This window comes from Bacillus sp. HMSC036E02, assembly GCF_001836235.1.
In the GTDB taxonomy this organism is placed as follows: Bacteria; Bacillota; Bacilli; order Bacillales; family Bacillaceae_G; genus Bacillus_A; species Bacillus_A cereus.
This window is the reverse complement of the sequence record NZ_KV827866.1, coordinates 2,893-6,601: the sequence shown is the minus strand read 5'-3', so window position 1 is coordinate 6,601 and position 3,709 is coordinate 2,893. Positions and strand designations below refer to the sequence as shown.

Here is a 3,709-nt window from a genome sequence, read left to right as displayed (position 1 = left end):
CACTTTTATTATGGTTTCAATATATAGACATGACACAAGTTTCATTTGTTCCCTTGTTTATTTTTTTATATTACCATTGTAATTAACGCCAATGGACAGTATAAAGTACACACTATGAATAGATATAAAGACTAATTTAATTAAAGACAAGAAAATCATTGAAATAAGCTGACGCGTTATGATTTTCATGCGTTCTCTTCCCCACTCACTTTTTCGAGATAAATGGTTTATGATTGCATAGAAAGATAAGAAAAAAGACGCTATCATTTCTCATACCATGATTATGCGTTGGGTTCATCAGTATGGCCCTGAATTGGACAAACGAATTCGTCATCACCTGAAGCAAACCAATAATTTTTGGAAAGTTGATGAAACATATATAAAAGTTAAAGGATAATGGCTGTACCTGTACCGTGCTGTTGATTCGAAAGGAGACACAACCGATTTTTGTCTAAGCAAAACAAGAGACCAAAAGGCTGCAAAGCACTTTTTCAAGAAAGCTTTGCGGTCTTTTCATGTTTCAAAGCCACGTGCGATAACAGTCGATAAGAATCCGGCTTATTCTATAGCACTTGAACAGTTGAAAAAAGAAAAAAGCATACCTGATGGTATGCAACTTAGACAACAAAAGTACTTAAATAATATGGTAGAACAAGATCATCGCTTTATAAAGAAGTGTATCCTTTCTATGTTGGGGCTCAAATCTTTTGACACAGCAATATCCATTCTTTCTGGAGTAGAAGCCATGCATATGATTAAAAAGAACAGATTAATTTACGGAACCAGTCTATCCAAAATCAGAAAGAATTCGTCCATCAATTGTTTGGACTTGTAGCATAAGATATGATTCCGATAGGAATATATATGCTTTATTCTCTTTTACTTTATTTTTGCATCAGAAGATTTTCCATATATATTCGATAGATTTTACAAAACAAAAAATTATAATAAAGAATGGTCCATTGGAATTGGCTTAGCACTAGCAAAATCAATTATCGAAGCTCATCATGGATTTATTAAAGTAGAAAGCCAAAAACACTCATTCACAAAATTCACAATAACTTTTATGAAGTATTAATAGTTCATAAAAGTTATTGTAAAATCCTAACCTTTGAGTATAATTTTTAAAAATTAATCATCTGTTGAAAAAAGAAATTCGATTAATTTATCATAAATAACTGTAGAGAAATAAATTTTTCGTTTTGGGGGTAATTAAAAATCTTAGCTTGATGGGCATAAGGGGAAACTCCATAATTACCATAAACATTTTGGCGTAGTTTCAATATACATCAGACCCCTATGTTAGTGGATTCCATAATGCCAAAGCGAATATCCAATTTGGGTCACCATTTCCTTGATGATTTTGAACAGCTTCATACACTGTCCCTTGATGTTCTACTTTATCTCCCTTTGTATATGCCTTCTTCGGATCCCATTTTTCATAAGATACATTTTGATCTTTTGTTTTTACCGGAAGAATGTTACTTTGAATTGATGTATTTCCAGCTGCATCTACAGCCTTCACTGCATATTTATATTCCTTATTAGCTGTTAAGTTTTGATCAGTAAACGTCGTTCCTTGTACTGTTTGAATCAATTGTCCATCGCGTAGTACCTGATATTCTTTTACACCTATATTATCTGTAGAAGGGTTCCATTTTAGCTCTACACTGTTAAAAGCAACGTTGCTTGCATATAATCCTTGTGGTTGTGTGGGAGCTTCTGTATCTGGTTTCGGATTAACAACTTGATTTACTTTTTTCAGGCCATCTTTTGTAACTTCATACATTGCTTTTTTATCAAAGTTTTCACGTTTATTATTACCTAAATTTATTAATGTTGCCCTCTCTCTGCCTTCTAGATGTGTAAGTTCAATAAAATCACCGATCTTTACTGGAACTTTTTGTGTTTCAGCATTTTGTTGTTTATTCCCATAAACCTCTTTGTTATAGAACACTTTACCTGATGTATTTTGCACTTTAATACTTGCATATGTACTATCAAAGTAGTTATGTGGTACACCTGCTTTTAGATCAATTTGCATTTCTTCTGTTAATTTATTTAAATTTACTTTTGCGAATTCAAAATCTCCAATTCCTTTCAGCGACCATGCAAATTGGTCTCCTTCTAAGATATCATCTGTATTTGGTACATGGTTCTTTATTTGAGTAAGAAGATCCATCATCGGTCGCGGTTCATTTGCAAAAACAGAAATGATATTTTTATTTAATTCTTTCCACTCAGCATCTGTTACATTTGGATTTTGTAACATAAGAGAAACGTAATCTTCCCATACTAAAAAATTGATTGGTAAAATATTGGTGGATATTTTATAAATTGCAATTTTATTATCTTTTGAAGTCATCGCTTTCGCTAACCAGCGTAATCGCTCTGATTGATCTAGTTTTACTGGGTCACGTTCAGCATTTTCAAATAGTAGCATATACGGCGCTTGATTTGTCGGGCTATTATCTGACCAAGGAATAACAGTTGCATCATGACGGCTCGACTGACTCCATCCAGATATATCATTTCCTAAATTCCAAGAAGATGGCTTGTTATTCCATATAAGTGCACAATGTCCAGGTTGTCCAACAGGCATAGCTGCTACTCCAAACGCTTGGCTTACTTGCGTACCAAACTTCGAAATATTACCGCATACCCCACCAAATTTGTAAATGGAAGAAAGATTCCAACCTAAACCATAGAATGCATCATTTCCAGCGTGAATGCTAACTCCATCTTTGTTATGGGTTACATAATTAATCAAATATGCACTTTCCCCTACCTTATCTTGATTTTTAAGTTCTGGATGTTCCATATTAATCATATTCCTTGCCCAAGTTAAATCTTCTTCTGGTGACCAAGTATTCACTACTAATCTTAAATGCCAAACATCATATGTTCTAAAGCAAGGAAGTAACTCATTATTTTGATCTGCTGATTTATAATGTTGGTACCTTGTTAATGGATTAATAGGTTGATTGTTTGTCCAATATTTTATAGGTTCAGCATGAGCTAACGATGTAGCTATCGCTAGTTTTAAATACAATCCTTCGTGAGAATTTGCATCCGCATTCCAGATTGTATTCCATATCTCAAGTGCATTTACAGGATTTTTTCCAGTTGGACTACCACCTTCAAGATAGGTATTCATCACATCTGTATTTTTCATAGCCCACCCAAGAAATTTCTGATGATCAGCATCTTTTTTTGCAAATGTAGCCATTGTTACAGCACCTGTTTGTGATATGAATTGCCACTGAGCCAAAGCTGCTGCAAATGCTGGGTCTGCAAGCTTCTTTTTTAAATTCTCTTCAGTAATACCCCCAATATTTCCATTCAGATATGCTGTGAGATTATTCAAATGAGCTTCAAAATTACCATTTGCAATGGCTTGATCTGTCTGTTGATTCAATGTTTCTAAAGTAAATGTTTCTTGATTGAATGACATTGTTTCAGCTGAAACCTTTGTATGAGGAATCGTAGCAATACTTCCTAAAATAATAGGCATAGTTAGTAATAAAGATGAAATCCTTTTCAAAATAATTTCCCCCTTTTTTGTTTTTGATTTTTGACTGCTGCATGACTCTCCTTTATATAAAATAATTCCCATGCCATCAACTTAAAAATTCAAAATAAGCGGTTTCCATAACGATAAAGCAAATATCCAATTCGAGTCACCATTTCCTTGATGATTTTGAACAGC

General features: G+C 33.6%; 1 protein-coding gene and 2 pseudogenes. 2 read left to right on the top strand and 1 reads right to left on the bottom strand.

Annotated elements, in window-relative coordinates:
• Positions 1-265: 265 nt before the first annotated feature.
• A pseudogene (locus HMPREF2590_RS23765) lies at positions 266-840 on the top strand (IS6 family transposase); the annotation flags it as partial.
• Positions 841-892: 52 nt separating this feature from the next.
• Positions 893-1,078: pseudogene (locus tag HMPREF2590_RS30950) on the top strand (ATP-binding protein); the annotation flags it as partial.
• Positions 1,079-1,297: 219 nt separating this feature from the next.
• On the opposite strand, the gene HMPREF2590_RS23760 reads toward HMPREF2590_RS30950, so the two are convergent.
• Entirely contained in the window at positions 1,298-3,544 is a 2,247-nt protein-coding gene (locus HMPREF2590_RS23760) for a putative mucin/carbohydrate-binding domain-containing protein (protein WP_070861587.1), read from the bottom strand.
• Between the last annotated feature and the right edge of the window lie 165 nt (positions 3,545-3,709).